At 66.2% G+C, this 23,836-nt stretch carries 20 protein-coding genes and 1 pseudogene; 9 read left to right on the top strand and 12 right to left on the bottom strand.

What is annotated here, in order from left to right; all coding sequences use genetic code 11:
* Window position 1 precedes the first annotated feature (1 nt).
* From C9E82_RS04255 to C9E82_RS04235, 5 genes are read left to right on the top strand one after another with little or no spacing between them, the layout of a single operon-like run.
* Window positions 2-976, top strand: a complete 975-nt coding sequence (locus C9E82_RS04255) for an ABC transporter ATP-binding protein (protein ID WP_119896736.1) — start codon at window positions 2-4, stop codon at window positions 974-976.
* Window positions 977-1,014: 38 nt separating this feature from the next.
* Window positions 1,015-2,280, top strand: a complete 1,266-nt coding sequence (locus C9E82_RS04250; RefSeq protein WP_119896735.1) for an ABC transporter substrate-binding protein — start codon at window positions 1,015-1,017, stop codon at window positions 2,278-2,280.
* The gene (locus C9E82_RS04245) at window positions 2,256-3,239 is read left to right on the top strand and encodes an ABC transporter permease (protein WP_240643419.1); all 984 of its coding nucleotides are present in this window, start codon (window positions 2,256-2,258) and stop codon (window positions 3,237-3,239) included. The genes C9E82_RS04250 and C9E82_RS04245 overlap by 25 nt, the downstream gene beginning before the upstream one ends.
* Window position 3,240: 1 nt before the next feature.
* Entirely contained in the window at window positions 3,241-4,068 is an 828-nt protein-coding gene (locus C9E82_RS04240) for an ABC transporter permease (protein WP_119896734.1), read from the top strand.
* 7 nt (window positions 4,069-4,075) lie between these two features.
* Window positions 4,076-4,798 carry an aspartate/glutamate racemase family protein gene (locus C9E82_RS04235; RefSeq protein ID WP_119896733.1) on the top strand — a complete coding sequence of 241 codons (723 nt, stop codon included), beginning with the start codon at window positions 4,076-4,078 and terminating at the stop codon, window positions 4,796-4,798.
* A 69-nt stretch (window positions 4,799-4,867) separates the two neighbouring features.
* Here C9E82_RS04235 and C9E82_RS24760 read toward each other — a convergent pair whose 3' ends face one another.
* The 4 genes from C9E82_RS24760 to C9E82_RS04215 form a co-directional block, all read right to left on the bottom strand.
* Complete coding sequence (locus tag C9E82_RS24760; RefSeq protein ID WP_205962124.1) at window positions 4,868-5,080, bottom strand: hypothetical protein; 213 nt, start codon at window positions 5,078-5,080, stop codon at window positions 4,868-4,870.
* A gap of 23 nt (window positions 5,081-5,103) precedes the next feature.
* Window positions 5,104-6,477 (bottom strand): efflux transporter outer membrane subunit, encoded by a 1,374-nt coding sequence (locus C9E82_RS04225; protein WP_119896732.1) that lies wholly within the window; start codon window positions 6,475-6,477, stop codon window positions 5,104-5,106.
* A gap of 70 nt (window positions 6,478-6,547) precedes the next feature.
* Window positions 6,548-9,706, bottom strand: a complete 3,159-nt coding sequence (locus C9E82_RS04220) for an efflux RND transporter permease subunit (RefSeq protein WP_119896731.1) — start codon at window positions 9,704-9,706, stop codon at window positions 6,548-6,550.
* A gap of 8 nt (window positions 9,707-9,714) precedes the next feature.
* Window positions 9,715-10,821, bottom strand: coding sequence for an efflux RND transporter periplasmic adaptor subunit (locus tag C9E82_RS04215; RefSeq protein WP_240643418.1), 1,107 nt, complete (start codon window positions 10,819-10,821; stop codon window positions 9,715-9,717).
* A 225-nt stretch (window positions 10,822-11,046) separates the two neighbouring features.
* On the opposite strand from C9E82_RS04215, the gene C9E82_RS04210 reads away from it, so the two are divergent.
* Window positions 11,047-11,658, top strand: coding sequence for a TetR family transcriptional regulator C-terminal domain-containing protein (locus tag C9E82_RS04210; RefSeq protein WP_170161980.1), 612 nt, complete (start codon window positions 11,047-11,049; stop codon window positions 11,656-11,658).
* Window positions 11,659-11,703: 45 nt separating this feature from the next.
* Here C9E82_RS04210 and C9E82_RS04205 read toward each other — a convergent pair whose 3' ends face one another.
* From C9E82_RS04205 to C9E82_RS04170, 8 genes are all read right to left on the bottom strand, one after another.
* A complete protein-coding gene (locus C9E82_RS04205) occupies window positions 11,704-12,435 on the bottom strand; it encodes a transcriptional regulator NanR (RefSeq protein WP_119896771.1) in 732 nt (243 codons plus the stop codon).
* Between the two features lie 29 nt (window positions 12,436-12,464).
* On the bottom strand, window positions 12,465-14,222 hold the full coding sequence (locus C9E82_RS04200; protein WP_240643417.1) for a hypothetical protein: 1,758 nt from the start codon (window positions 14,220-14,222) through the stop codon (window positions 12,465-12,467).
* Window positions 14,222-15,244 carry a Gfo/Idh/MocA family protein gene (locus C9E82_RS04195; protein ID WP_119896728.1) on the bottom strand — a complete coding sequence of 341 codons (1,023 nt, stop codon included), beginning with the start codon at window positions 15,242-15,244 and terminating at the stop codon, window positions 14,222-14,224. The genes C9E82_RS04200 and C9E82_RS04195 overlap by 1 nt, the downstream gene beginning before the upstream one ends.
* Window positions 15,245-15,248: 4 nt before the next feature.
* Window positions 15,249-16,316, bottom strand: a complete 1,068-nt coding sequence (locus C9E82_RS04190) for an ABC transporter permease (RefSeq protein WP_119896727.1) — start codon at window positions 16,314-16,316, stop codon at window positions 15,249-15,251.
* Window positions 16,313-17,878: a sugar ABC transporter ATP-binding protein gene (locus C9E82_RS04185; RefSeq protein ID WP_119896726.1), complete on the bottom strand. Its 1,566-nt coding sequence runs from the start codon at window positions 17,876-17,878 to the stop codon at window positions 16,313-16,315. Before C9E82_RS04185 ends, C9E82_RS04190 begins: the two co-directional genes overlap by 4 nt.
* Window positions 17,875-18,510, bottom strand: a complete 636-nt coding sequence (locus C9E82_RS04180) for a DUF2291 family protein (RefSeq protein WP_240643416.1) — start codon at window positions 18,508-18,510, stop codon at window positions 17,875-17,877. The genes C9E82_RS04185 and C9E82_RS04180 overlap by 4 nt, the downstream gene beginning before the upstream one ends.
* An 84-nt stretch (window positions 18,511-18,594) precedes the next feature.
* Window positions 18,595-19,536, bottom strand: coding sequence for a D-ribose ABC transporter substrate-binding protein (locus tag C9E82_RS04175; protein ID WP_119896724.1), 942 nt, complete (start codon window positions 19,534-19,536; stop codon window positions 18,595-18,597).
* Between the two features lie 120 nt (window positions 19,537-19,656).
* Window positions 19,657-20,487 carry a phosphogluconate dehydrogenase C-terminal domain-containing protein gene (locus C9E82_RS04170; RefSeq protein WP_119896723.1) on the bottom strand — a complete coding sequence of 277 codons (831 nt, stop codon included), beginning with the start codon at window positions 20,485-20,487 and terminating at the stop codon, window positions 19,657-19,659.
* An 84-nt stretch (window positions 20,488-20,571) separates the two neighbouring features.
* On the opposite strand from C9E82_RS04170, the gene C9E82_RS04165 reads away from it, so the two are divergent.
* The 3 genes and pseudogenes from C9E82_RS04165 to C9E82_RS04155 form a co-directional block, all read left to right on the top strand.
* Window positions 20,572-21,936 carry a four-carbon acid sugar kinase family protein gene (locus tag C9E82_RS04165; RefSeq protein ID WP_119896769.1) on the top strand — a complete coding sequence of 455 codons (1,365 nt, stop codon included), beginning with the start codon at window positions 20,572-20,574 and terminating at the stop codon, window positions 21,934-21,936.
* Between the two features lie 16 nt (window positions 21,937-21,952).
* A complete protein-coding gene (oiaX, locus tag C9E82_RS04160; RefSeq protein WP_205962123.1) occupies window positions 21,953-23,206 on the top strand; it encodes a 3-oxo-isoapionate-4-phosphate decarboxylase OiaX in 1,254 nt (417 codons plus the stop codon).
* Between the two features lie 308 nt (window positions 23,207-23,514).
* Window positions 23,515-23,836 (top strand): annotated as a pseudogene (locus tag C9E82_RS04155) (transposase); the annotation flags it as partial.

Here is a 23,836-nt window from a genome sequence, read left to right as displayed (position 1 = left end):
GATGCGAAGCCCCAACGATCTGGAACTGGTGCGCCTGACCAAACGCTATGGCGATACAGTCGCCGTCGATTCGATCAACCACCTGTTCGCCCCCGCCAGCTATGTCTGCCTGCTGGGCCCCTCGGGCTGCGGCAAGTCCACGACCCTGCGCATGATCGCCGGCCATGAGGCCATCAGCGAGGGCGCGATCGTTCTGGAAGGCAAGGAGATCGGCCACCTGCCCCCCGCGCAACGCGGCACGGCGATGATGTTTCAAAGCTATGCGCTGTTTCCCCACCTGTCGGTCAAGGACAATGTCGCGTTCAGCCTGAAGATGAAGGGCATCGACAAGGCGACGCGCATCCGAAAGGCAATGGAGCTGCTGGAACTGGTGGCGATGGCTCACCTGGCGGACCGGATGCCCGCGCAGCTGTCCGGCGGCCAGCAGCAGCGCGTGGCCCTGGCCCGCGCGCTGATCACCGAGCCGCGCGTGCTGCTGCTGGACGAGCCGCTGTCGGCGCTGGACCCCTTCCTGCGCATCCGGATGCGGGCCGAGCTGAAGCGCCTGCAGCGCGAGCTCGAGATCACCTTCATCCACGTCACCCATGGCCAGGACGAGGCACTGGCGCTGGCCGACGAGGTGGTGGTGATGAACAACGCGGTCATCGAACAGGCCGGGCCTCCGCGCGATGTCTGGAGCCGCCCGCGCACCGAATTCGTCGCCCGCTTCATGGGCGGCCACAACGTCGTCACCGTCGACGGCATTCGCTATGCGATCCGCTCGGATGCCGTAAGGCTGGGCCCGGAAGGGATTCCGGCGACGACCACCGGCGTCGAATATCAGGGTGACCGCGTGGCCGTGACCGCCATGACCGGCAGCGATGAAGAGGTCGTCGCGCTGCTGCCGGAAGAGGCGTTCTTCAACGCCCCCCTCAATCCCGGCGACGCCATTCACCTTGGATGGGAGCAACGCTGGCTGCACCCGCTGCACGCCTGACCAGAAAAACACGCCCAACGGACAAGAGAGGAAGTTCGATGTCGAAGATGAGATATTCACGCCGGTCCCTGCTGAAATCCGGCGCCGCCGCGGTGGCGGCCTCGGCGCTGCCCGCGCCGATGATCTGGGCACAGGACATCAGGAACGTCACCCTGCGGCAGTTCGGCACCGGCGTGTCGAACCTCAACGAGGTCGCCGGGAAGGTGAAGGAAGACCTGGGCTTCACACTGGAAATGACCGCGCTGGACAGCGACAGCGTGACGCAGCGCGCCGCGACGCAGCCCGACAGCTTCGACATCGCGGATATCGAGTACTGGATCTGCAAGAAGGTCTGGCCGACCGGCAATCTTCAGGCGATGGATACCGGCAGGATCGCCAATTACGACAAGATCGTGGGCATCTTCCGCAGCGGCAAGCTGACCCCCGAAAGCGTCATCGCGCAGGGCACCGCGCCCCATACAGTGGGCTTCATCGACAGCCCCGAGGCGACCAGCTTCGCCACCGGGGAAACCCGGTGGATGACGCTGATCCCGACGATCTACAATGCCGACACGCTTGGCATCCGTCCCGACCTGATCGGCCGTCCCATCGACAGCTGGGCCGAGCTGCTGAACCCCGAGTTCCGCGGCAAGGCGTCGATCCTCGACATCTCGTCCATCGGCATCATGGACATGGCCATGGTCTGCGAGGCGATGGGCGAGATCCAGTATGGCGACAAGGGCAACATGACCCGCGAGGAAATCGACCGGACCATCGCGATCTTCACCGAGGCCAAGCGCGCCGGCCAGTTCCGCGCCTTCTGGAAGTCCTTCGACGAATCCGTGAACCTGATGGCCTCGGGCGAGGTGGTGATCCAGTCGATGTGGTCGCCCGCGATCACCGCCGTCAAGACCCGCGGGATCCCCTGCGTCTATCAACCGCTGAAGGAGGGCTATCGCAGCTGGGGCGGCGGCATCGGCCTGTCGAAATCGCTGAGCGGGCTCAAACTGGACGCGGCCTATGAATACATCAACTGGTATCTCTCGGGCTGGGTCGGCGGCTTCCTGATGCGGCAGGGCTATTATTCGGCCGTGCCCGAGACCTCGAAGGAATTCATGTCCGAGAACGAATGGGGCTACTGGTTCGAGGGCAAGCCGGCAAGCGAGGAGATCACCAACCCGCAGGGCGACGTGATGGCCCAGGCCGGCGAGGTGCGCGACGGCGGCTCGTTTCACGAGCGGATGGGCAAGGTCGCCTGCTGGAACGCGGTCATGGATGAAAACCAGTACATGGTGCGCAAATGGAACGAGTTCATCGCGGCCTGACCGGCGCAGGCCCCGGCACCGCCGGGGCCGCGGCGCCCGCGGCGATGCCCGAGGGCCAGGCGGCAGGGCGGGGACATCCCCGCTCTGCACGCGCGGCCCGTGGCCGCGGGACCGTCGACACCTTGCAGGGCTGGGCGCTGGCATCGCCGCTGGTGATCGTGCTGCTGGCTTTCCTGGTCCTGCCGATCGTGATGATCGTCGCCGTCAGCTTCTGGCAGGCAACCGAATTCGCGATCGTCCCGGCCTTCTCGTTCGAGAACTATGCCTTCCTGCTGACCTCGTCGGTGACATGGCGGGTTTTCGGGGCAACGCTGCAATTCGCGCTGATCACCTGGACGCTGACCCTGCTGATCGGCTTCACCGTCGCCTATTACCTGGCCTTCCACATCCGCACCACGGCGATGCAGACCATCCTGTTCCTGGTCTGCACGGTGCCCTTCCTCACCTCGAACATCATCCGCATGATCTCGTGGATTCCCTTCCTGGGGCGCAACGGGATCGCCAACCAGACATTGATCGAGCTTGGCATCATCGACCAGCCGCTGGAATGGCTGCTCTATTCGGACTTCTCGGTCGTCCTGGCCTTCGTGCATCTCTACACGCTGTTCATGATCGTGCCGATCTTCAACACCATGTCGCGCATCGACAGGTCGCTGATCGAGGCCGCCCGCGACAACGGCGCCTCGGGCTGGCAGATCCTGACCAACGTGATCATCCCGCTGTCCAAGCCCGGCATCATGATCGGCACCATCTTCGTGCTGACGCTGGTCATGGGGGACTTCATCACCGTGCGCTTCATGTCCGGTTCGCAATCGGCCAATGTCGGCCGGCTGATCTCGAACGATATCGCGCTGCTGCAATATCCGTCGGCCTCGGCGACCTCGGTCGTGCTGCTGGTCACGGTGCTGCTGATCATCGGCGTGCTGATGCGCTTCGTGAACATCCGCAAGGAGCTTTGACATGGAACCGCGCCCGCGCAGCTTCTATCTTCTGACCGCCTTCTTCGTCCTGTTCGTGGTCTTTCTTTACGGCCCGACGATCACCATCGGCATCCTCAGCTTCCAGGGGCCGCAGGGCGGGCTGACCTTCCCGATGCGGGGCGTGTCCACCTACTGGTTCCACAACCTGTTTCAGCAGCAGGCGGTGGGCGATATCTGGGGCGCGTTCCGGCGGTCCTTCGCCCTGGGGTTGATGGTGATGGTGGCGACCGTGGTGATCTCGGTCATGGCGGGGCTGGCCTTTCGCAAGCGGTTCTTCGGGTCGGGGGCGCTGTTCTACCTGACCATCGCCTCGCTGGTCATCCCCTCGATCCTGATCTCGCTGGGGGTCGGACTGATCTTCAACCAGATCGGCGCGCGGGTGCACTGGTCCACCTCGGGCCTGGGGGCGCAGCTGACCTGGACCCTGCCCTTCGGCCTGCTGATCATGTTCGCCGTCTTCAACCGCTTCGACAAGCGCTTCGAAGAGGCCGCCCGCGACCAGGGCGCCACGCCCTGGCAGACCATCCGCCATGTCGTCCTGCCGATCATCGCGCCGTCGATCCTGGGCGTCGCGCTGTTCGGCTTCTCGCTGTCCTATGACGAATTCGCGCGCACCCTGTTGACGGCGGGCAGCTACAACACCCTGCCGCTGGAGATCTTCGGCATGACGACGAACGTGACGCGGCCGGTGATCTACGCGCTCGGCACGCTGACCACGGTGTTCTCGTTCCTGATCATCGCCGGCTTTCTGGGCACGGCCTGGCTGCTGCGCAAGCGCCGCGAGATGGCCGCGAGGCGGGCAGGCTGAAGCGGCCATGCGGCTTTTCTACCTGAACCCGAATTCGTCTGCGCACATGACCGAGAGCATCGTCGCCCATGCGCGCGCGGCGCTGCCGGACGCCACCATCATCGGCCATACCAATCACGGCGCGCCGCCCGCCATCCAGGGCCCCGACGACGGCGAGGCGGCCTTGCCCGGCCTTCTGGCGGCATTGCCGCTGGCGCGGCGGGAAGGCGCGGATGCCATCGTCATCGCCTGTTTCGACGACACCGGACTGGAGGCATTGCGGCGCCTCGCGCCATGCCCGGTCCTGGGGATCGGCCAGTCGGCCTGCGCCAGCGCCGCGCTGCTGGGACTGCGCTGGTCGGTGGTCACGACGCTTCAGGTCTCGGTTCCGGTGATAAGGGCCAATATCGACCGCGCCGGGCTTGGGGAAGGTTGCGCCTCGGTCCGGGCCTCGGGGATCCCCGTCCTGGAGGTCGAGCGGGGCGGCCCCGAGGTCCTGGACCGGCTGGCCACAGAGTTCGATCAGGCCTACCGACAGGACGATGCGCAAGCCATCGTGCTGGGTTGCGCGGGCATGGCGGGGCTGAAGGCGGATCTGGAGCGGCGCAGCCCCCTGCCGATTTTCGAGGGCATCGAGGCGGCCGGCCGGATGGCAGGCGCGCTGATCCCCCTGGTCCGGCGGCGGGCAGGGCAGGACATGACCGCCACGGCCCTCCGCATGGTCGCCTGCCCCCTGCCCGGCCCGGAATAGCGCGCCGTCAGCCCCAACACCGGCCCGGCGGCCCCCATCATGATGTTCACGGTCGCAGAAGGGCCCTCATCAGAAATCAGAATGGCCGAAGGAAGACGACGAGGATTGATCTTCCCCCGAAGCGACCTGCATCGGCGTGAACGAGGAAATCGCCCATCGCATCCCCGGCGGCAGGGTGATCGCTGCGGGCCTCAGCGCGTGGTGAGTGGCAGGGCAAAAAATCGCGATATCGCGGGAGTCCCCATCATCGAGGTTCATGATATCGACCTTCTCCGCCGGCATCCCACAGTCCCACCTCACTGTTGTCATAGGGCACCTGCGGCGATGCTGAGCGCGACATAGGCGGCAGCGTGGTCGCGGATGGCCGCAGCCAGCGCGCTGCGGGCGGTCAGCAGGTTGCGCTCCGCATCCAGCACGGTGAAGAAATCGCTCTGGCCGCCCTGGAACGATTCGCGTGCGAGGCTGACCGTCTCCTGCGCCGCGCGCTCCAGCCGGCGCTGCGCCTCGACATTGGTCGCGCCTCGGCCATAGGCAGACAGGCCGTTCTCGACCTCCTCGATGGCTGTCAGGACGCCCGAACGCCAGCGAAGCTCGGCCTGAACGGCACGGCTCTCGGCGGCGCTCAACCGCGCCCGGTTCGCGCCGCCGGAAAATATCGGCAGGTTGATCTGGGGTCCCAGCGCCCAGGTGGTCGAATTGCCGCCACCGCGGATATTCGTCGGCGTGATCGAGCCCGACAGGCTGACGGACGGCCAGAAGGCGGCCTCGGCCACACCCACGCGCGCGACGGCCGCGGCAAGCTGGCGCTCGGCGATCCGAATGTCCGGACGCGCGCGGATCACCTCTGCCGGCACCCCGACGCTCGGCCGGAACCTTGCAACGGGCTGGGCACCGCCGCGCTGCAGCGCCGGGCGCAAATCGGCACTGCGCGAAGATGTCAGTGTCGCCAGCTGGTTCAGCGCCTGATCGAAGCCGATTTCGAGCGCGGGAAGGCCCGCCTCGGCCTGCGCCACGGCCTGTTCGGCCTGCAGGACATCCAGCCGGCCGGCCTGGCCCAGTTCCTGCATCGAGCGGGTCAGGGCCAGCGTCTCGCGCCGGCTGGCGATGCTCTGCCGGGTCAGCGCGATGCTTTCCTGATGGAAGCGCAGATCGATATAGGCACCGGCGATCGCAGCGGCGACGGCCCGGCGCGATGCATCCGCGGACAACCTGGCCGCCTCGAACTCGGCCAGGGCGGCGGCGCGTTCGGCGCGATTGCCGCCGAAGATATCCAGCATCCACGACGTCGCAAGCGTCGCGGAACTGCTTTCGGTAATGCCCGTCCCCTGAAGGTCGCCGCGCGTTGCCGCGCCGCTGGCCTGCACCGTGGGCAGATCCGCCGCGCGAACCAGTCGAGCCCCGGCCTCGGCCTCGTCGATCATCGCGACGGCCTCCTGGATCGACAGGTTCCGCGCAAGCCCCTGCGCGATCAGGCCATCCAGCCGGCTGTCGCGAAAGCTGGACCACCAGGGGGCCGTCGCCTGCCTGGCGGGGGCAGAGGCCGCGAAGCTCTCGGCAAGCTCGGGTTCGGGTGGGGTGAATTCGGCGGTCGCGCAGGCGGCGAGGAAAAGCGTCAGCGGGAGAGCCGCAAGATGGCAACCGGACGGCCGCCGGATGCGGAGGACCTGGGTTCTGCTCATGTTTTCGTCTTTGATCCTTCAGGGCAGTGGGATCCGGACGGGGACGGGGCAAGCCGCGCCCCCACCGGGGTTATTCCGCCGGCTGGACTTCCGGAGCCAAGCCGCCAGCGGAATCCTTCCTGCCAAGTTTCCCGTGGGTGCCGGTCAGCTTCATCACCCAGACGAAGAAGATCGGCGCGAAGATCACCCCCAGCACCGTCGCGGCCAGCATGCCGCCGACCACGTTGATGCCGATGGCGTTCTGGCTGGCCGCCGAAGGGCCGGTCGCGATCGCCATCGGCACCACGCCCATGGTGAAGGCCAGCGAGGTCATCAGGATCGGGCGGAAGCGCAGCCGGCAGGCCTCGACCGTGGCGGACATCAGGTCCATGCCCTCGGCGATCAGGTCCTTGGCGACCTCGACGATCAGGATGGCGTTCTTGGCGGACAGTCCGACGATGGTGATCAACCCGACGGTGAAGAACACGTCATTGGACAGCCCGAACAGCGTGACCGCCGCGACCGAGCCGATCGCGCCCATCGGCACGATCAGCATGACCGAGAACGGGATCGACCAGCTGCCATAGAGGCCGGCGAGGCACAGGAACACGAACAGCACCGAAAGGCCGATCAGGATCGGCGCCTGGGAACCGCTTTCGATTTCCTGAAGCGACTGGCCGGTCCATTCGAAGGCGAAGCCCGCAGGCAGTTCGCTGGCCAGCCGCTCCATCTCGGCGATCGCCTCGCCCGACGAATGGCCGGGCGCCGCCTCGCCGTTGATGCGCATCGACGGATAGCCGTTGTAGCCCACGATCTGCGTCGGCCCATAGCTCCATTCGGCGCTGGCGAAGGAGGAAAGCGGCACCATGCCCCCCTGAAGATTGCGGACATTCAGCTTCAGCACATCCTCGATGTTCATCCGCGCGCCGGCCTCGGCCTGGACCATGACGCGCTGCATTCGGCCCTCGTTCGGGAAGTCGTTGACATAGCCCGAGCCGAGCGCGACCGAGATGGTGCGGTTGATCTCGCCGAAGGTGACGCCGAAGGCATTGGCCTTTTCGCGATCGATCCTGAGGTTCAGCTGCGGCCCCGGCGGCAATCCTTCGGTATAGACCTGTCCCAGAACCGGGCTTTCGGCTGCCGCGGCCAGCAACTGCCCGGTCGCTTCCAGCAAGGCCGCGTTGCCCAGATTGGCGCGATCCTGCAGGCGGAAGGCAAAACCGGAACTGTTGCCCAGGCCCTGGATCGGCGGCGGCGACAGGGCGAAGGCGATCGAGTCGCGGATCGAGAACAGCCGCCCCGACAGCTGGCCCGCCAACGCCTCGGCGCTCAGGTCAGGAGTTTTCCGCTCGCTCCAGTCATCCAGCGTCACGAAGGCCAACCCGGAATTCGGTCCCTGACCGAAGAAGGAAAAGCCCTGGACGACGACGATCCCGTCCACGCCCTCCATCGACAGCGCGTGTTCTTCGGCGGCCTTGGTCACCTCGCGAAGGCGGTAGGAGGTCGCGCCCGGAGGCGCCTGCATGTTGCTCACGAGGTAGCCCTGATCCTCCTGCGGCAGGAAGGCGGACGGGATCTGGACATAGAACCAGCCGAGGCCCACCACCAGGGCAAGATAGATCGCCATCATCCGCCCGGCGCGCCGGATCAGCCCGCCGACCGCGCCGGTATAGCCGCGCGTCGCCCTGTCGAAGCCACGATTGAACCAGCCGAACGGCCCCTTCTTCGAATGACCATGCCCCTTGGGGATCGGCTTGAGAAAGGTCGCGCAAAGGGCGGGCGTCAGCGACAGCGCCAGGAAGGCCGAGAAGAAGATCGACACGACCATGGTCAGCGAGAACTGCTGGTAGATGATGCCCACCGAACCCGGAAAGAAGGCCAGCGGCACGAAGACCGAGATCAGCGCCAGCGTGATGCCGACGATCGCGCCCGAGATCTGTCCCATCGCCTTCTTGGATGCCTCCAGCGGCGGCAGCCCCTCCTCGGACATGATCCGCTCGACATTCTCGACCACCACGATGGCGTCGTCGACAAGGATGCCGATCGCGAGGATCATGGCGAACATGGTCAGCACGTTGATCGAGAAGCCCGCCGCCAGCATCACCGCCAGCGTCCCCGACAGCGCGATCGGCACCACCAGCGTCGGGATGATCGTATAGCGCAGGTTCTGCAGGAAGACGAACATCACCACGAAGACCAGGCCCACCGCCTCCAGCAGCGTCATGATCACCTTCTTGATCGAGGCCGACACGAAGGGCGTGGTGTCATAGGGAATCTGGTAGCTGACGCCTTGGGGGAACAGCGGTTCCAGCCGCTCCATCACCGCGCGCACGCCCGCCGCGGTATCCAGCGCATTGCCGGTGGGCGACAGCTGGATGCCCATGGCCGCCGTCTCCTGCCCGTTCAGGAACGACTGGAAAGCGTAAAGCTCGGCGTCCACCTCGATCCGCGCGACGTCCGACAGACGCACCAGCGCACCATCATCGGAGGCGCGCAGGACGATATTGCCGAATTCCTCTGGCGTGCCCAACTGACCGGTGACCAGAAGCGTGGCCTGCACCTGCTGGCCATCCGGCGCGGGGTCCGCGCCTATGGACCCCGCCGCGACCTGTGCGTTCTGCTCGGCGATGGCCGAGGTGATGTCGGTGACCGACAGATCCAGGCCGACCAGCCTGGCCGGGTCGATCCAGACCCGCAACGCCCGCTCGGTCGCGAAAAGCTGCGCCCGGCCGACACCCGGAACGCGCCGGATCTCGTTGACGACATTGCGCGAGATGTAGTCGCCAAGCGCCACCGCATCGAGACCGGATTCCGGCGTGGCCGTCAGCGCCACCATCATCAGAAAGCTGGAGCTCGCTTCCTCGACCAGGACGCCCTGCTGCTGCACCTGCTGCGGCAAGGCGGATTCCACGCGCCGCAGGCGGTTCTGCGTATCCACCACCGCCTGCGAGATGTCGGTGCCCGAGGCGAAGGTGACGTTGATCGTCACCGCGCCGGTCGCTTCCGAGGTCGATTCGAAATAGAGCAGCCCCGGAATGCCGTTCAGTTCCTCTTCGATGGGCTGGGTGACCTGCCGGTAAAGCTCTTCGGGCGATGCGCCCGCGAAACGCGTCGAGATCGAGACCTGCGGCGGCGCCACGTCGGGATACTGGGAAACCGGCAGGCTGGGCAGCGACAGCATCCCGGCAAGCGTGATGAAGATCGCGATCACCCAGGCGAGAACCGGGTTGTCGATGAAAAATCGTGCCATGACCGACCTCAGTTGCTTGCGACAGCCGCAAAGCGTTGTTCGCAGACGCCTTGCGGGGCCTGATCCGGCAATGACGGGTCGCGCCAGCAAACCGGCGCGACCGGCGATCCGGGCCCGATCTTCTGGAATCCGTCCACGATGACGACATCGCCCCCTGCAAGGCCCTGCCCGATCACGACCTGGTTGCCCAGGGAACGGTGGGGAATCACGGGACGCGCCTCGGCCACGCCATCGCCATTGACGACATAGACCATCGCCGCACCCGAGGCGTCGCGTTGGATTGCCTGGCTGGGGATCGAGATCGCATCCGTTTCCGTGGCCTGCTCGACTCCGACCCGGACATACATTCCCGGCAGCAGCGTGCCGTCGGGGTTGGGAATTTCCGCCCTCAGCGTCACCTGCCCGCTCGATCGCTCCACGGTGGCCTCGGCGAACAGCAGCCGGCCGGGATGAGGATAGCGGCTTCCGTCGTCCAGATAGAGGGTGACGCCGGCCACGTCCGGCTCGAGCTGGTTCAGCCTTCCGGCGGCCAGGGCCGCACGCAGCTGCAAGAGCTCCGAGACCGGCTGCTGCATGTCGGCATAGACCGGATCCAGCTGCTGGATCGTCGTCAGCACCTCGCCCTGCGCCGAGACCAGCGCCCCCTCCGTTACCTGCGCGCGCCCGATCCGCCCCGAGATCGGCGCCTTTACCTCGGCATAGCCCAGGTTCACCTCGGCGGCGCGCAGCTGCGCCCGCGCCTCGGACAGCGCGGCCTGGGCCTGCAGCCGGGTGGCCAGGGCGGTTTCGTATTGCGCCTGGCTGGTGATGTTGCGTTCGCTGAGCGATTCGAAGCGCCGCTCGGTCTGCTGGGCTTCGACCAGTGCCGCCTCGGCCCGCGCCACGGTCGCTCGGGCCGCCTCGACCGCGATCTCGTAGGTCGCGCGGTCAAGCTGGAACAGGACATCGCCCTCCTCGACGATGCTGCCCTGCCGGAACACGCGCTTTTCGATGATGCCACCGACGCGGGGCCTCACCTCCGCGATACGGGTTGCGCTTATGCGCCCCGGCAATTCCGAGGTGACCGCGATATCCTTGGGCTGGACGATCACGACACCGACGTCCGAGGGAGGCATTTCCTGACCGGACTGTGCCAGTGCCTTTGAATTCTGCAGTGAGAGCGCACAGAGAAGTGCTGTCACGCCGATGAAGGCGGCGCGCCGAAAGCTGCGAGACATGGTCGTTACCTGATGGGATCAGCGTGGAGGATTGCGAGTCGTGAACTTGGTCATATGTCCAACTTGGACATGTGTCCAGCTTTAATTCCATCATGCGCCATGCTAGACAGGAGGAACGATGGAGTGGAGGCAGTTGTGGCTTATTTGAATCGTGACGAGCGGCGCGCGCAGATCCTGAATGCCGTCATCGACATCGCCGCGCGCGAGGGCCTGATGGCGACGACGGTTCGCCGGATCGCCGAAAGCCTGGACTGCTCGCCGGGCCAGATCCACCACATCTTCCCGTCGACCGATGCCCTGCGCGCCGAAGCCGTGCGCGAGGTCTGGCGCCGCCTGCATCCGCAACTTCTGGAGGCCCTGCGCCAGCTTCCGCCGCGGGAAAGACTCTTCGCCTCTCTGGATGGATGCTCGATGACCATCCCCGACTACCCCGCCGAACTGAAGGACATCGCCAAGAAGCTCTGGAAAGAGGCCTGGGACATCCGACGGGAGGGGGAGGTCCGCGAGGCCGTGCATGAGGGGCTGCTCAGCTGGCGTGAGGAGATCACGGAGGCCCTTCATGACGGCATTCGAAAGGGCGTCTTCCCGCCCGATCTCGACGTGCCGAATGTCTCCATTCGATTGCAGGCCGCCTGCCTGGGCTACGACCTGCTGTCCGAGATCGCCCTGTGCGGCGACTGCGCGCCGGACACCGCAACGTTTATCGAGGCTCTCATGAGCCGGGAAGGGCTATAGCCCATCAGCGCCAAGCGGCATCGCAGTTCCCGCATGCGCTACGGATCAGTTTCGCTCGGGATGCTGATACAGCTGTTTCGAGCGGTCCAGATGCGCCTGCATCGCCTGCACCGCCGCATCGGCGTCGCGTGCGGCGATCAGATCCACGATGGTTTCATGCTCTTGCAGGGTGGTGTCTTCATTGCCGGACCAGTGCAGCAGCCCGCCGTGATACTGAAACAGCCAGCGCAACATCGACTGGCTGGTGGCGATCAGGATCGGGTTGGCCGAGACCTGCGCGATCCGATTGTGGAAAGCGATGTCCGTGGTCACGAAGGCTGCCGGATCGCGCATCTGGCGGCGCTGTTCGGCAACCAGATCGCGCAGATCCTGGACATCCTCGGCGGTCGCCTGCGCCGCCGCGACACGCACCATGCCGCTTTCGAACATCCGCCGGGCTTGCTTCAAGTGCTCGAGCTGCGCCGGTTCCGAGGACAGCAGCATCCGCGCGACATCGTCGACACGGCTCAGCACGCTGTCGGCGCTGAGCGCGTTCACGCGGCTGCGTTCGCCGTGGCTGATGGTGATGAGACCCATCGTGTGCATGTGCTGCAACGCCTCGCGAACGGCGGGACGACCGACCCCGAAGCGCTCCATCAGATCGCGTTCGGACGGCATGGGATCGCCGGGCGGTATCTCGCCGCTGGCAATCAGGTCGCGCAGGCGGTCGAAGACCTGATCGGACAACTTGCGGCGGACGATCTTGTCGGGGTCGCCTGGCTGATCGCTGAGTTTCATGTCCTGCACCCGCATTCGTCGGTCCTGCTTCAGGATCTAGAGGAAGCGGGCACCGTTTGCCAGCCGAAGGGCGGCAGACCGTGCCGCGCATCCGGCGCGAGGTTCGCGATCAACGCTGTTGCGCCGACCTCAAGCCGCGCCAGCCCGTCGCGCACCCCCGCGATCCCGACCTTCTGCCCGGCAAGGCGGGCCAATGCCTGCACCACCGCCGCGACGGGCCGGAGCGATCCATCGGCACGGATCAGGCCGCGCGGGCCGTAAAGCTCTGCCGGGGTCCAGACCGTCACGCCCGCCTTGGCGATCGAGGCCGCAAGGCCAAGCGTCCATGCCGCCGCGAAGGCGCCGTCCTGGCGCGGGTCGTTATCGGTCATGCAGATGCGTTGGCGACCCGGATTCGGGATCGTGCGGCTTCCATAGGGATTCTGCCGCATGGCAATCGTCGATGGACCCAGGCGGTATTCCCCTGCCCCGATGATCGCACGGGCCGAAGCGAGGATATGCGGCACGGCCTCGAGCGTCTCCATCACCGACAGATCATCGGCGGCATGGACGATCGGGCAGAGGCCATGGCTGACGAAGTCCAGCATGTCGACCGGGGGCCGCTTGCGGTTCAGCTCGGGGAAAAAGCTTGCCATGCCGCCGCCCATGACCTGCCCCGCGAAGGCCGCGCGCGCGGCGGCATGGATGTCTGCCAGCGGCGGACATGGGGGCCAGGCCGAACCGGGGGGCGTCGATTGCCGGTCGACCGCCGGGCAGACCATGATCGAGGCGGGCACCAGCCCCGAAGCCGACAGGTTTTGCGCATGGCCCTCGAACTCTGACGCCAGATCGCCCTCGGGCGGGCAGGTGGCGATCAGTTCCAGATCATAGCGCGGATCGGGCAGCGCCGCTTGCAGCGCGGCGAAATCGCGCAGCTCTCGCAGTCCCTGGCCGATGGAGCTGTCCAGATGGCACAGCAGCCGCTGCGGCGCGATCCGGCGCAGATCGTCCGGACGCCCCAGCGCCTCGCGCGCCTGCGAAGCAGTCAGCAACAGCGCCGTCTCGGGGAAATCGCCTCCGCCTTCGGCCTGGCCGGCCCGGCTGGCCACGATGGCCGGCACCGCTGCCTGCGACCATGACACCCGCACCGCCTGCCGGATTTCCTGTCCATCGCCGATGGTATAGGGCCAGGGCAGCGCAAGCGGGCGGTTGTAGGTCTTGAAGGAGGCGTCGCCCCACTGGCGCTGGTCCTCCATCTCGAACACATCGCCCTCGAAGCGGCATTCGATCTTCAGGCCCGAGGCATGATGGGTCAGCGCGACGATGTCCTTGAAGGGTTGCCAGGGTTCGATCAGGCCGGGGAAATGCGTCTCTTCGACGCTGCCATCGGCGTGATCCACGCGAACGGCGGCCCCGGCGACATCATCGATCGGATGCAGCACCGTGAAGCCCGCGCGGTTGGTCTCGACAGGACCATGCGCCCGCGCCACCGCCTCGGCGACCAGACTGTCCGGCCCGAGGCACAGGGCGATCCGCGCGTCGAGCAGCGCGGCTCCGATCTTGTAGCGCGCGCGATAGCTGACATGCGTCTGATCGCCGGCCTCGACCTTCAGATCGGCGATCTCGGGCTGAACCGTGCCCCAGTCGCGATCGCGCACCAGAAACGAGATCGCCCGGATCGCTTCGACCTCGCCGATGCGAAGATGCCGCAACTGGCCGTTTTCCAGCGTCACGCCGGCCTTGCCCGCCACAAGCCGCCGGCGGGTCGGGGGCGGTTGATCGGTGCCGTAGAGATGCCGCGGATCCATCAGCCCGCCCGCAGATCGATGCGCGCGCCTTCGGCAGCCGAACGATAGGCCGCCTCGACCAGTTCCAGCGTCTTCAGATTGTCGTGGCCGCTGGTCTCGGGCTGAACGCCGTCTCTCAGGCAGTCGACGAAATGCTGCTGGATGGTCTGCACGCTTTCCTGAATATTGTGCCAGGGCCGCTCGGCCCAGGACAGAAGCGGCGGGGAAACGTCGCGGGTCTCCTCGGTGCCGTTCTTCTGGATCACCAGCCGATAGCCCGCCTCCAGCCGCAGCGTGCCGGCATCGCCATCGATTTCCAGCAGCGTCTGCGGGAAGGTCTCGGGCTGGCGGCGGGTGGCGTAAGAGCAATCGACGACGCTGGTCGCGCCACCCGCATGTTCCAGCAGGATAGTCGCGACATCCTCGCCCCGGATCCGGGGGTTGATGCGGCGCGTGGTCGCCGACAGGTTCGCGACATCGCCGAACAGGGCCCGTGCGATATCAAGGATATGGATACCCAGATCCTGGATGATGAAGCGCGGATCGGTGGCAAGATAGGGCTGGCCGGAAAACACGTCGTAACCGGAACGGAAGCTGACCCGCCCGAAGAAGGGCCTGCCGACCGCGCCCGCCCGCACCTCCTCGATGGCCGCGCGGACCGGCGATTGCCAGCGGAAATTCTCATGCACCATCAACACCTTGCCCGTGCGGTCGAAGGCGGCGACCATCGCCCTGGCATCCGTCATCGTCTCGGCGAAGGGCTTCTGGCAGATGGCGTGCAGTCCCGCCGCCGCCGCCATCTCGACCAGGGGGCGGTGCGCGGCGACGGTGGTGGCGATGTCGACGAAATCCAGATCCTCGGCCGCCAGCATCTCGGCTGCGTCGGCATAGTGGCGGCGGACGCCGAAACGCGCGGCGGTTTCGGCACGCCGGGCCTCGTCACGGTCGCAGAGGGCGGTGATCCGCACCCCGTCGATCCCCGCCCATCCGTGCATCTGGTTCCGGGCGAAGAAGCCGCAGCCGATCAGGGCACCTTTCAGCATCGTCCTATTTTCCCAACGCGGCTTCGGCCTGCAAGGCGACCCGAGCCTGAAGTTTCTGCTGCGCCTGATCAACGACCACGGCGGCGATGATCACAAGCCCCTTGATGACCGTCTGCCAGAAGGACGACACGCCCATCATCACCAGCCCGTCGGACAGCACGCCGATCACGAAGGCCCCGACGATGGTGCCGCCGATCCGCCCGCGGCCGCCCGACATCGAGGTGCCGCCCAGAACCGCCGCGGCGATCGCGTTCAGCTCGAAGGTCTGGCCGGTCGCGGGATGCGCCGCGACCAGCTGCGACGAGATGATCAGCCCCACCAGCGCCGCGCAGAGACCGCTGAACATGTAGACGAACATCTTGATCTGGTTGACCTTCACGCCCGACAGCGCCGCGCCGCGCTCATTCCCGCCGACGGCGTAGATATAGCGGCCAAGCGGCGTGCGGCGAGAAATATAGGCCGCGACGACCGCCACGGCGATCAGCATCCAGATCGAGATCGGCAGGCCGAGGAAGCTGCCCGCCCCGATCAGCCGGAAGGTGTGGGAGCCGTATTCGGGATTGCCGGTCAGGTTGGGAAAGGTGCGCCCGTCCGAGAACAGCATCGCCGCGCCACGGCAGACATAGAGCGTGCCCAAGGTGGCGATGAACGGGGCCACGTTCAGCTTCGTGATGAGAAAGCCGTTGATCGCGCCGATGAAGGCGCCGACGGCCATGACGATCAGGCAGATCTCGATGGTGTTGAAATGCATCGTCCAGCCGAAGCCCGGATCGATGCCATGAAGCATCAGCCAGCCCGCCACCATGCCGCACAGCCCGACGATCGAGCCGACCGACAGATCGATGCCGCCGGAAATGATGACGAAGGTCATGCCGATCGCCAGGAAGGCATTCAGCGCGACATGTTTCGACATGATCACCATATTGGCAGAGGACAGGAAGTTCGGCGCGGCGAAGGCGAAGAACGCGAAGACGACGATCAGCGCGATGAAGGTCCGCGCCTTCAGAAGCACCAGAAGCAGGTTGGCGTTGCCGGCCGGCTGCGGGGCGGCATCGGTGGTTGCGTGGCTCATGCGATTTCTTCCTTCGGCATGTTCGCGGGCGGCATGTTCGCGGGCGCATGGCCCTTGGCGGATGCGGCGATGACGGCGGTTTCCGTGGCCTGCCTGCGGTCGAATTCGCCGGTCACCCGGCCGTTCGACATCACGACGATCCGGTCGGACAGCGCCATCAGCTCTTCGATGTCGGATGTGACGAAGATGATCCCCAACCCGTCGGCGGCCAGCTTGCGCATGGTGCGGAACACCTCGGCCTTGGCGCCGATGTCGATGCCTCGGGACGGCTCGTCCATCAGCAGCACACGGGGGCGGGTCATCAGCGCCTTGCCGATCACCACCTTCTGCTGGTTTCCCCCCGACAGGCTGGAAACCGGGTTTTCCATCGAGGCGATCTTGACCGTCAGCCGCCTGACGAAATCGCGGACCGTGCCGCGCTCCTTCGACAGGTTCATGTGAAAGCCGGTGGTGAAGGCGCCAAGGCTGGACAGCGTCATGTTTTCGCGGATCGACAGCATCTGGACCAGCCCGTCGTTCTTGCGATCCTCGGGGATCAGCGCGATCCCGCGCCGGATGCGGCCCGCGACCGAGCGTGCCTTCAGCGGCCGGCCATCGACGAAGAAGCTGCCGCCGGCATGGGGATGCCGGCCGATCACGCATTCCAGGAACTCGCTGCGGCCCGCGCCCATCAGGCCATAGACGCCCAGGATCTCGCCCGCGCGCAGCGCCATGCTGACGTGATCCACGGCCATGCCGCCGCCGATCCGGGGCAGGGTCACGTCCTCGGCCCGGAAGATCTCGGCGCCATAGTCGTGCTCGACCTCCTTGGCGAAATCCTTCGACGCCTCGCCGATCATGGCGCGGACGATCCAGTCCACATCGACGCCCTGCATCGAGCGCGCGCCGGTGATCGCACCGTCGCGCAGCACGGTGATGTAGTCGCCGATGCGGATTAGTTCTTCCAGCCGGTGCGAGATATAGACGATGCCGACGCCCTGCCGCTTCAGATCGGCGATGACGCGAAACAGGATCTCGACCTCGGCCGCGGACAGGGCCGAGGTCGGCTCGTCGAGGATCAGGACGCGGGCGTCCTGCGCAAGGCTCTTGGCGATCTCGACGATCTGCTGCTGGCCGACCCGCAGATCGCCGACCATCGCGTCGGGGTCGATGTCATGTTCCAGCCGCCTCATCAGCTTGCGGGTTTCCTCGCGCTGCGCGGACATGTCGATGTCGACGCGGCCGCGGGTGATCTCGCGATTGATGAAGATGTTCTCGGCCACGGTCATGTTGGGAAACAGGTTCAGTTCCTGGAACACGATGCCGATGCCATGGCGGCGGGCCTCGTCGGTGCCGTTGAACCGCACCTCGGCGCCGTCCATCAGGACCTGGCCCTCGGTCAGTTGCTCGACCCCGGCGATGACCTTCATCATCGTGGACTTGCCGGCACCGTTCTCGCCGACCAGCACGTTGACCGCGCCCATGCGCAGGTCGAAATCCACCGCTTTCAACGCGCGCGTGCCGGGATAGACCTTGGTGCCGCCGCGAATCCGCAAGCCGACCGGATGCCGTTCGGCGCTCATGGCGCGACCTCTTCCAGCAGGGTCGGGACCAGCAGCAAGGGCTCGGTCGCGCTGCGCAGCGTCGTGGCGCCCTCGAAGCGATAGGTTTTTCCGGCAAGCGCGCCATCCGGCAGGTTCACGGCTTCATGCGCGCGGTCGTTCAGCGCCCGCGCCAGCTTGGCGAATTCGATCTGGTCGCGATAGTCGGTGAAGACGATGAAATCCGCCGCATCGCGCAGCGAGGTGCCGCGAATGACCGGGCCAAGCTGCACGGTCAGGTCGGGCTGTCCGTCGCCATCCACGTCCAGCGCCATCGTGCCGGCCCGCGATTCCCGGTTTGCCTCGATGACGGTGCCCTCGCCCTTCAGCAGGAAGTTCCACGGGCTGCCTTCGGCCTGCGGCCTGACGCCATGCGCGGCACCCGCTGCGTCCAGCCCCCCTTCCAGCGCCGATCGCAGCACCGGCAGTTCGATCGCCTTGTCCGAGACATAGGCGACCAGCTGGCCGTCGAAAACCTCCTGCGCCTTCAGCGCCATGCGCTGATCGTCGTCCAGCGGGGCTGCGGCATCCCCGCTGCCGGGTTCGGGATTGGGAACGATCTTGCAGGCCCCAAGCGCGGCAAGGCACATGGCCGAGGCAAGAATCGTGGTCATCGCGCGGTTCATCGAGAACTCCGATCATGGGCAGATCAGGCCCGCCCGGCGATGCCGGCCGGGCCTTTCGTCATGCGACAGGGCTCACTCGGCCAGGGCGAAGGTATCCAGCTTCTCGGCGTTGTCGGCGTTGATCAGGATGCAATCCATCAGCTGCTTCTCATCGACCCCGGTCGAGCCGGTCGTCAGGTATTCATGCGCCTGCTCGACCGCCATCTGCGCCTGCCGATAGGCCGGCTGAAGCACGGTCGCCTTGATGCCGCCCGCAAGGATCGAGTCGCGCACGTCGTCGGAACCGTCGAAGCCCACCACGATCACGTCGGTCCGGCCTGCCGCCTCCAGTGCGGCCCAGGCGCCCATCGCCATCGTGTCGTTGCCCGAGATCACGCCCTTGATGTCGGGATGCGCCTGCAGGATCGTCTCCATCCGTTCGTAAGCCTCGGTCTGGGACCAGTTGGCGGTCTGCTGGGCGACCATTTCCATGTCGGGATACTGGTCGATGATGTCGTGATAACCGGCCGAACGGATGCCGGCATTGGTATCGGCCTCGCGGCCCAGAAGCTCGGCATACTTGCCTGCCTCGCCCATCAGGCGGACGAATTCTTCCGCCCCAAGCTGCGCGCCCTGATAGTTGTTGGACACGATCTGGCTGACGGCAATGCCGGATTCCTTGATCTCGCGGTCGATCAGGAAGGACGGAATGCCCGCGCCCCTGGCGCGCTGGACGGCGGCGACGGTGGCATCCGCGCCCGCATTGTCCAGGATGATCGCCTTGGCACCGCGCGCGATGGCGGTGTTGTAAAGCTCGGACTGCTTGTTCGGGTCGTCGTCATGGACCATGACGACCGTTTCATAGCCCAGCTCTTTCGCGCGTTCCTCGGCGCCGACGGCTTCGGCCTTGAAGAACGGATTGTCATGGCTGGGCGTGATGATCGCGATAAGCCCTTCGGCGGCGGCGAAGCCCGGCATGGCGGTGGCCAGCGCGACGCCAAAGACTGAAATCATCAGCCGACGAGTCAGTTTCATGTTTTCCTCCCGTTTTGGTCAGGCGGAAACGCATCCACCTCTCCCTGACCGTGAAAGGCCGCGATCCCCGCTGTCGCCGTCAGCCGGCGAATGCCGTGGAGCGCGGCCGGCTACACCCTCTCAGGTGATCCGTTCGATGCTGGCGGCGACCTCGTCCCATTCGAAGACCCGTTTCCAGTCGTCGCGCATCAGCATCGGCTTGCCGAATTCGATCGCCTTGTTGCAGGCATCCGAGAACACGCCCTGCCGTTCCTCGAAGATCACGGCGGCAAGGATGTTCATATGCCCCAGCAGGAAGTCGCGGGCGCATTCCTTGCTGACACCGCTGCGCAGCACGACCTCGTCCATCGCCTCGCGCATGACGACCAGCAACGAGGCGCAGACGGTTTCGGACAGCCCCGGCTCCAGCATCGCCATCTGCTTCACCGTCACCTCATAGCTGCGGGCGACCGGGGCGTAGATCGCGCGGGCCACCCTGTCGCCCAGTTCGTAATGCTCTCTCGGGCCCTGCATCAGCGCATTCACCACGCCCTGCCTGGCGGCGACACCGCCGAAATGATCGCGACGGCCCGCCTCGGTCGTCTCGTCGTTGAAGATCGGCGGATGGCAGGGATGGGTGACGAAATAGGTGACGTCGTCGCGCTGGGGCAGATGCCCGGCGAAGGGCGCCGCCGCATCCAACACCACGATCATCGTGCCCGGAGCAACCTGCGGGACAACCGTCGCGGCCAGCTTGCCGATCACGGTGTCCGGCACGGCAAGGATGACGACCTGGGCCCCATCCAGCGCAGCAGGCATCTCGACGCAATCGACGCCAAGTTCGGCCTTCAGGCGGGCACGGCCTTCTTCGCCGACCTCGACATGGGCCACGTCGAATTCCGTCCGGGCAAGGTTGATCGCAAGGCGGACCCCCATTTTCCCACCTGCGCCAAACAGGGCAATTTTCGTCATATCTGATCCTTCCACGGGATTCGCGCTCTTGCCTAACTGGTATGATGAGATAATAATGATCTGACGATGTCAAGCGAGGAACGCATGGATTCTGGATCGACCGCTCCGCTGGTGACCTGGCTGGGCGATGACTTCACCGGATCGGCGGCGGTGATGGAGGTGCTGCAATTCGCCGGCCTGCCGTCGGTGCTGTTCACCGACATTCCGTCCCCTGCACTGGCCGCGCGCTTTGCCCATTGCCGGGGCGTGGGCATCGCCTCGACCGCGCGGAGCCGCGACCGGGAATGGATGACGGAAAACCTGCCGCGGCTGTTCGACTGGCTGCATCGCCTTGGCGCGCCGATCCTGCATTACAAGATATGCTCAACCTTCGATTCATCCCCTGGTTCGGGATCGATCGGCGCGGCGATCGAGATCGGCCTGCAGATCCGGCCCGCGGATGCCGTCCCCCTGCTGACCGCCGCGCCGCAGATGCGCCGCTATCAGGCGTTCGGGCATCTGTTCGCGGGCATGCTGGACGGCGTGTACCGCCTTGACCGCCATCCGGTGATGACCCGCCATCCCGTCACCCCGATGACCGAATCCGACCTGCTGAGACATCTGGTCGCGCAGACCAGCCTGCCCTCGGCGCTGATCGACCTCGAAGCGCTTGGGACCGATCCGCAGGCGGCGCTGCAAGCCGCGCTGACGGCGGGCGCACGGATCCTGTCGATCGATTCGATGGAGCCGGTCAGCGAGGCCGCCGCCGGACGGCTGATCTGGGAAAACCGTGATGCCCTGGGCCTCGCGGCCGGCAGTCAGGGGGTCGAATACGCGCTGGTGCGGCACTGGCAGGACAGCGGGATGATCCAGCCCCCGCCAGCGTGTCCCCCGGCGGCCCGATGCCATCAGATCGCGGCGGCCTCGGGCTCGGTCTCGCCGGTGACGGCGCGACAACTGGAATGGGCCGGCCGCAACGGCTTTGCGCTGCTGGCCTTTGACGCAGGTGCGGTCTGCGGAAGCGCCGAGGACCTGAAGGCCGAGGAGGCCCGACTGACCGCCGTGGCGATTGCCGCGGCGGGCCTTGGGCAAAGCCCGCTGGTCTATTCCGCAGCAGGCAACGACAGCCCCGAGGTGGCGGCCTTTCGACAGGCCCTGGCACGCTCAGGCCTGGACGCGCATCAGGCCAACCAGCGCATCGGCGAGGCCCTGGGCCGCATTCTGGATGCCACCTTGCGGACGACGGGCCTGCGACGCGCCGTCATATCGGGAGGCGACACATCCGGGCATGCGATGCGGCAGCTCGGCCTTTCCGCACTGGTCGCGACATCACCCACGATCCCCGGCGCGCCACTCTGCCAGGCTTTCGGCGAAGGCCCCCATGACGGGCTGGAGGTGGCGCTGAAGGGCGGCCAGATGGGGTCGGAAGACTATTTTGGCTGGATTCGCGACGGCGGCGGAAACCGATGATACAGAGGACCGAACCATGACCCAGATGATCCGCGTCACCTATCGCATCGAGACCGATGGCTGCATCGAGGCCATGGCCGCGAAGATCGCCGCCGATCAATCCACCGGCACCTTCACCGAACTGCCCGGCGAGACCGAGGCCCTGCGCGCCCGCCATGCCGCGCGGGTCGAACGGATCGAGCCGCTTGAAGACGCCACGTCACCCGGCTTCCCGACAGCCTCCCCCGGCCCGTTCCACCGCGCCGATGTCACCATCGCCTGGCCGCTGGAGGTGATCGGCACCGACATCGCCGCGCTGATGACGATCACCGTCGGCGGCGTCTACGCCATTCGCGGGCTGACCGGCGTGCGGGTGATGGACTTCGACCTGCCCGACGCATGGTCCGTCCATCCGGGCCCGCAATTCGGCATCGAGGGCTCGCGCCGTCTGACCGGCGTGGCGCAAGGTCCGATCATCGCCTCGATCATCAAGCCGTCCCTGGGCCTGTCGCCCGCCGAGACGGCAGGGGTCGTGCAGATGCTGTGCGAGGCGGGCGTCGACTTCATCAAGGACGACGAAAAGCTGATGAGTCCGGATTATTCGGCGCTTCGGGCACGGGTCGATGCGATCATGCCGGTGATCCATCGCCACGCGGACCGGACCGGCAGGAAGGTGATGTATGCCTTCGGCATCTCATCGGCCGATCCCGACGTGATGATGCGCAACCACGATTACGTGGCGCGGCATGGCGGGAATGCGGCGGTCGTGAACATCAACTCGATCGGCCATGGCGGCATGTCCTTCCTGCGCAAACGCTCGCGGCTGTGCCTGCATGCGCATCGCAACGGCTGGGACATCCTGACCCGCCACCCGGCCCTGGGGATGGAGTTCCGCGCCTATCAGAAAATCTGGCGCCTGCTGGGGGTCGACCAGTTCCAGATCAACGGAATCGGCGCGAAATACTGGGAGCCGGACGAGAGCTTCGTCAGGTCCTTCGGCGACGTGACGACGCCGATCTTCTCGGAGCGGGATCGCGCCCTGCCCGTCGTGTGCTCGGGCCAATGGGGCGGCCAGGCGGTCGAGACCTACAGGCGAACCGGCGGAACGCTGGACCTGATGTATCTTGGCGGCGGCGGCATCCATGGCCACCCCAACGGCCCGGCGGCCGGCCTGCGCGCCATCCGTCGCGCCTGGGCGGCGGCCGCCGCAGGTGAAACGCTGGACGAGGCCAGCCGCGACCACCCCGATCTTGCGGCGGCACTGGCCAGGTGGGGCGTTCCAGCACGATGAGTTGACGCCCCGCGAACCACCGAGCATAGGCTCGCGCATCGTCGAAGACATCCGGCTGTCAGTAACTATTGCACAGAGCCGAGCAATACAGGTCCCTCGGCGACGTGACGACGCCGAGCTACCTGGAACAGGCCAAGCCTGTCGTGTGCCCTGGTCAAAGGGTGCGTTCAGGTATGACCTGCCCCCCTGTGGGGCCCTCCGTCATAACGAGAGTCCGCGGGTGTGAGATTGTTAGGTCGTGTTGACAAAAGGGCTTCCCCTGTTCCGCTTCGGGTCGTCCTGTGATTCAAGCTCATCTCCAGGTGGGGATGAGCTTGGCACGCAACCTGATATCTGACGATGAGTGGGCCTTCTTCGAGGGCTTCATGCGGGCAGTCCGAAACCCGAACGGGCGCAAGCCGTCCAATCATCCCCTTGTTATGGATGGAATTTTCTGGAGTGAGGCGTGAGCCGCCTCCGGTCCGAGGCCGCGCCGAACGCGAACTGGCGCGCCATGGCGTGACCTGCCCGAGGAGTTCGGCAAGTGGTCGTCGGTCTACCGCCAGTTCCGTCGCTGGACCCTCGCGGGGCTGTGGGAGGATATCCTGGACGCGGCTCGAACCATGCGGGGATCGCGCCAGACAAGCTTCG

Origin of the sequence: Paracoccus sigandri, from assembly GCF_003709565.1 — a bacterium.
GTDB classification, from domain to species: Bacteria; Pseudomonadota; Alphaproteobacteria; order Rhodobacterales; family Rhodobacteraceae; genus Paracoccus; species Paracoccus siganidrum.
The sequence above is the reverse complement of the archived record's forward strand: the minus strand, read 5'-3'. Positions and strand labels throughout refer to the sequence as shown.